Raw genomic sequence first — 5,109 nt, forward strand, 5'->3', positions numbered from 1 at the left:
AGCCCGGCTGCATCCCCGCGGGGATGCACGCACCGTGACGCGCCGGCTCAGCCGCGCAGCGTGCGTTCGAACAGCGCCAGGGCCTCGCTCCAGGCCACCGCCGCGGCGCCCTCGTTGTAGCGCGGAGTGGTGTCGTTGTTGAAGCCATGCAGGGTGTCGGGCGGCTGGATCATGCGGTAGGTCACGCCCGCCGCCTTCAGCGCTTCTTCGTAGGCGGGCCAGCCGGCGTTGACGCGCTCGTCGTCCGCCGCCAGCACCACCAGCAGCTCAGCCTTGATCTTGCCGACGTCGGCCAGCGGCGCGCCGCTGCCGTAGAAGGGAACGGACGCCTTGAGTTCCGGAAGCCGCGTGGCGAGGAAATTGGCGATGGCGCCGCCGTAGCAGAACCCGATCGCGCCCATGCGGCCGTTGCCGCCTTCAAGCCCGGCCAGGAATCCGGCTGCCGCCACCATGTCCTCGCGCGTCCTGGCCTGGTCGAGCTGCTGGAACAGCGTGCGCGCCGAATCCTCGTCGCCCGGGTATCCACCGAGCGGGAACAGCGCGTCTGGCGCGAAGGCCAGGTAGCCGGCCAGCGCGAGGCGACGGGTGATGTCTTCGATGTGCGGGTTCAGGCCGCGGTTCTCGTGCACCACCAGGACCAGAGGAAGCGGAGCGGTGGCGTCGGCGGGGCGGACCAGATAGCCGCGGCCCTTGCCGTAGCCGGCGGGCGAATCGAACTCCAGGAATTCGGCCTTCAGGCGGGCGTCGTCGGGCTTCACCTGTTGGGCCGCCGCGAAGTCGGGCGTCAGCGCCGCCAGCATGCCGGTGGCCGCGGCGGCGCTGATGGCCAGGGCCGAAGTGCCCTTGAGGAAGCCTCTCCGGTCGATCAGGCCATGCACATATTGATCGAACAGCTGCATCACGGCGGGGTCGAAATCCTTGGCGGTCTTGCGGGCTGTGTCGGTCATGGCGGCCTCTCCGGAGTATTCGGGCCATGATTCCATCCGGGCCGTAGGACCGGGTGAAGGAGATTCCTTGTCACGTTTTTGTCCCTTGGTCCGTCAATGCTTGTGTCGGGTGCCTCGGAGCCCATGCCTCTTGGGCCATACCCGGTCGCCGGACTTCACCTACCATTGGCGCGCTGATCGAGGGAATCAGCCGCTGAACATCAGTCATTTAGGGGAAAAACATGTCGCACCTGATCAACATCTTCCTGGAACCCGGGAAAGTCTTCGCCGAGCTCAAGGAAAAGCCGACCTTCGTGCTCCCGGCCCTGCTGTCCATCGTTGCGGCCGCCGCGTCCATCTTCGTCTACTTCATGTTCGTGGACCCGGAATGGTTCGCCAGCCACCAGCTGCAGGCGCTGGGCAGCGAGATGAGCAAGGCCGAGCTTGAACAGGTGTCCAAGATGATGCCGGGGGCCCGCACGTCGGGCTACATCGGGGCGGTGAGCGTCGCCATCGTCACCCCGATCATCTACTGCATCTTTTCACTGTATTACCTGCTGGCCGGCAAGATCACCGGCAATGTCATCAGCTTCAAGCAGGGCCTGAGCCTGACCGCCTGGGCGAGCCTGCCGATGATCCTGGCCAGCGTGCTGCTGGTGGTGGGGGTGTTCACCAGCTCGGCGCAGACCTCGCTTGAGTCCCTGCAGTTGCTCAACATCGACCCGCTGCTGGTGCAGCTGCCGATGGACCACGACTGGAGCCGCCTGGCCAAGTCGTTCAGCCTGCTCAACTTCTGGGTGTGGTTCCTGTCCGCGCTGGGCTGGAAGACCTGGTTCCGCACCGGCTGGGGCCAGGCCCTGGGCGTGGTGATGCTGCCGTCGCTGTTGATCTACGGCGTCATGGCGCTGATGGCGCTGATCTGAGCCCTACTCATTTACGGACCCACGCATGAAGCTCAACAAGAAAGTCGTCGCCGCCGCGGTCATTGTCGCGGTCATCGCCATCCCTCTGCTGATCAAGGCAGGGCGCGGTGATTCACGCAAGGAAGTGACCATCGCGGTGGCCTCCGAGCAGGCCATTCGCCCAACCATCCTGGCTTCGGGCGTGCTGGCCTATCTCACCGAGGTCAACCTGACCTCCGAGGTGGTGGCCAAGGTGCGCGAGATCCTGGTCGAAGAGGGCGACCAGGTGGTCCAGGACCAGCTGCTGCTGCGGCTGGACCCGGAAACCTACCGCAACGCCATCGAGCGCGAGGAAGCCAGCCGTCGCCAGGGCGTGATCAGCATCGAGCGGCAGCGGCTTGCACTGGCGCTGGCCGAGAAGCGGCTGGCCCGCGGCGTGCAGCTGTTCGAACAGAAAATGATCGGGCAGAGCGAGTACGACGACCTGCGCAACGCCCGCGACCTCAACCGGGTGGAGCTCAAGAGCAGCGAGGAGGCCCTGCGCCGTGCCGACGCCGTGCTGGGCGAGGCGCGCGACCAGTTCAGCAAGACCGACATCCGGTCGCCCATCAGCGGCACCATCGTGGCGCTGCCGATCAAGGTCGGCGAAACCGCGATTGCCTCAACCAATGCCTTCGCGGGCGCACAGCTGATGAAGATCGCCGACACGTCCGCCATCCAGGTCGAGCTGATGGTGGACGAGGCCGACGTGTCCAAGATCGCGCTGGGTCAGGACGTGAACGTCTTCGCGGCTGCGTTCCCCGATCTTGCACTGGTGGGCAAGGTGCACCAGATCGCGCTCGCGCCGACCCTGGTCAACCAGGGCCGGTCGTATGAGGTGACGGCCCTGCTGGAGCCGCCCAAGGACATCGCACTGCGTTCGGGCATGAGCGCGCGCGCCGACATCTTCCTGGGCGACGGCAGCCGCACGCTGGCGGTGCCGGTGGAGGCCGTGGGCACCGACGTGGACGAGGACAAGAAGGTCACGCGCTTTGTCTGGGTGGACCGCGACGGATCGGCGCGCAAGGTGGAAGTGGAAGTGGGGCTGTCCGACGACAAGTGGGAAGCCATCGCGTCGGGCCTGAAGGCCGGCGACCGCGTGATCACGGGACCGGGCAAGACCGTGCGCAGCCTGCTGGAAGGCGAGCGCATCAGCGAGCTCGAAGAGAAGAAGGACAGCGACGCTGCGCAGGACGACGACAGCGACATCGAGGTCGAGGTCACCGACGAATGATCCGACTCACCGGCATCGTCAAACGCTACATCATGGGCGAAGAAGAGCTGATGGCCCTGGCCGGCGTGGACCTGCACATCGGGCGCAACGAGTACGTCGCGCTGATCGGGCCCTCGGGCTCGGGCAAGTCGACGCTGATGAACCTGATCGGCTGCCTGGACTCGCCAACCGCGGGCACCTATGTGCTCAACGGCCGCGACACTTCCACGATGAACGACAACGAGCTGGCCCAGGTGCGCAACCAGGAAATCGGCTTCGTGTTCCAGAGTTTCCACCTGCTGCCGCGCCTGACGGTGCTGGAGAACGTGATGCAGCCGCTGGTGTACCGCGGCATGCCGCGGGCCGAGCGCAAGGTGCTGGCCACGAAGGCGCTGGAACAGGTGGGCCTGGGCAACCGGCTGGGCCATCGGCCCAACCAGCTGTCGGGTGGCCAGCGCCAGCGCGTCGCGGTGGCGCGGGCGCTGGTGGGCAAGCCGTCGATCCTGCTGGCCGACGAACCCACGGGCAACCTCGACTCGCGCACGTCGGCCGAGATCATGGCCTTGTTCGATGAAGTGCATCGCAGTGGCCAGACCGTGGTGGTGGTGACGCACGAACCCGACATCGCCGCCTACTGCCACCGCACCCTGCGCGTGGCCGACGGCAAGATCGTCCAGGACACCCTCAACCCGCCCCGGGTTCCGGGCAGCGCGCCGGGAGGCCACTGATGTACGCGTTCATCGAAGCTTTCCGCGCCGCGCTGACCAGCCTGATGGGCCACCGCATGCGCAGCTTCCTCACCACGCTGGGCATCCTGATCGGCACCGCGTCGGTGATCGCGGTGGTGTCGCTGGTGCAGGGTTTCTCCAAGTCCATCTCCGACCAATTCGCCGACCTCGGCGGCAGCACGCTCACCCTGCAGGCCTACACGCCGTTCTCGGAAGCCAGCGTAGGCAAGGAAAACCGGTTGAGCTTCAGCGACGTCGACACGCTGCGCTACCGGGTGGCGGGCGTGGACCGGGTGGTGCCCACCATGGGCGTGCCGATGGCCGCCGCCGGCTACCGCGGCCGTACGGCCAACCCGCAGGTGCTGGCCACCACCGCCGAATACCCGGCCGTGCGCGGCAATTACCCGGAGAAGGGCCGTTTCATCGTCGCCAGCGACGACGTCGGGCGTCGGCGCGTGGCCGTGGTCGGCGTCAAGCTGATCGAGGACCTGGAGCTGCCCGACGACCCGATCGGCGAGTTCATCCGCGTCGGCAGCGAGTGGTTCAAGATCGTCGGGGTGATGGAGAAGCGGGGCGAAATCTTCGGCTTCAACCAGGACAGCATCGTGCTGATCCCGTTCGACGTGGGCCGGGCGATGACGGGCAACAACGTCAAGCCGCGCATGTCGGTGTCGTTCACGGCGCTCAAGCTTGAAGACGTCGAGGCGCTGCGCGAGCGCGTCAAGCGCGCCATCCGGGCGTCGCACAAGCTGCGGCCCGGCGACGAGGACGACTTCCGGGTGGAGGCCGCCGATTCGTTCGTCAAGCAGTTCGAAAGCATCACTGCCACCGCCACCGCGGTGCTGGCGGGCATCGTCAGCATCTCGCTGCTGGTGGGCGGCATTGGCATCATGAACATCATGCTGGTGTCGGTGACCGAGCGAACGCGCGAGATCGGCATCCTCAAGGCGCTGGGCGCCACCCGACGCGACATCCTGGTGCAGTTCCTGCTGGAGGCCGGTCTGTTGGCCCTGCTGGGCGGCATCATCGGCATCGTGCTGGGTATCGGCATCGGCCTTGGCGTAGCCAGCCTGATCCCGGGCTTCCCGCCGGCGTCGGTGCCGATGTGGGTGATCGTGGCGGCCGCCGGTTTCTCGGCGCTGGTGGGCGTGGTGTTCGGCATCATGCCGGCCTCCAAGGCCGCCAGCCTGGATCCCATCGAAGCGCTGCGCTACGAGTAACCGCTTCCCTATGGCTCTTCGCCCAAGTCCGGGGGCGGCGCGTGGCGCGCGGCGCCCGGGCCCCCCCCCCCGCCGGGGGGG

At 67.0% G+C, this 5,109-nt stretch carries 5 protein-coding genes; 4 read left to right on the top strand and 1 reads right to left on the bottom strand.

The annotated features are described in order from the left end of the window. Positions 1 to 47 precede the first annotated feature (47 nt). Complete coding sequence (locus K0M70_RS12455; protein WP_290782412.1) at positions 48 to 947, bottom strand: dienelactone hydrolase family protein; 900 nt, start codon at positions 945 to 947, stop codon at positions 48 to 50. Positions 948 to 1,168: 221 nt separating this feature from the next. Here K0M70_RS12455 and K0M70_RS12460 point away from each other — a divergent pair, with 221 nt between their 5' ends. The 4 genes from K0M70_RS12460 to K0M70_RS12475 are packed head-to-tail and all read left to right on the top strand — an operon-like array spanning position 1,169 to position 5,028. Then, positions 1,169 to 1,849, top strand: a complete 681-nt coding sequence (locus K0M70_RS12460; protein ID WP_290782414.1) for a YIP1 family protein — start codon at positions 1,169 to 1,171, stop codon at positions 1,847 to 1,849. 25 nt (positions 1,850 to 1,874) lie between these two features. After that, on the top strand, positions 1,875 to 3,101 hold the full coding sequence (locus tag K0M70_RS12465) for an efflux RND transporter periplasmic adaptor subunit (RefSeq protein ID WP_290782416.1): 1,227 nt from the start codon (positions 1,875 to 1,877) through the stop codon (positions 3,099 to 3,101). Next, on the top strand, positions 3,098 to 3,808 hold the full coding sequence (locus tag K0M70_RS12470; protein ID WP_290782418.1) for an ABC transporter ATP-binding protein: 711 nt from the start codon (positions 3,098 to 3,100) through the stop codon (positions 3,806 to 3,808). The genes K0M70_RS12465 and K0M70_RS12470 overlap by 4 nt, the downstream gene beginning before the upstream one ends. Beyond that, on the top strand, positions 3,808 to 5,028 hold the full coding sequence (locus tag K0M70_RS12475; protein ID WP_290782420.1) for an ABC transporter permease: 1,221 nt from the start codon (positions 3,808 to 3,810) through the stop codon (positions 5,026 to 5,028). Before K0M70_RS12470 ends, K0M70_RS12475 begins: the two co-directional genes overlap by 1 nt. The last annotated feature ends 81 nt before the right edge of the window (positions 5,029 to 5,109 follow it).

The organism is Arenimonas sp. (genome assembly GCF_019459675.1).
Taxonomy (GTDB): Bacteria; Pseudomonadota; Gammaproteobacteria; order Xanthomonadales; family Xanthomonadaceae; genus Arenimonas.

Coding starts and splice junctions, on each gene's coding strand:
- K0M70_RS12455 (WP_290782412.1), bottom strand. CDS start 947: ATGACCGACACAGCCCGCAAGACCGCCAAGGATTTCGACCCCGCCGTG.
- K0M70_RS12475 (WP_290782420.1), top strand. CDS start 3,808: ATGTACGCGTTCATCGAAGCTTTCCGCGCCGCGCTGACCAGCCTGATG.
- K0M70_RS12470 (WP_290782418.1), top strand. CDS start 3,098: ATGATCCGACTCACCGGCATCGTCAAACGCTACATCATGGGCGAAGAA.
- K0M70_RS12465 (WP_290782416.1), top strand. CDS start 1,875: ATGAAGCTCAACAAGAAAGTCGTCGCCGCCGCGGTCATTGTCGCGGTC.
- K0M70_RS12460 (WP_290782414.1), top strand. CDS start 1,169: ATGTCGCACCTGATCAACATCTTCCTGGAACCCGGGAAAGTCTTCGCC.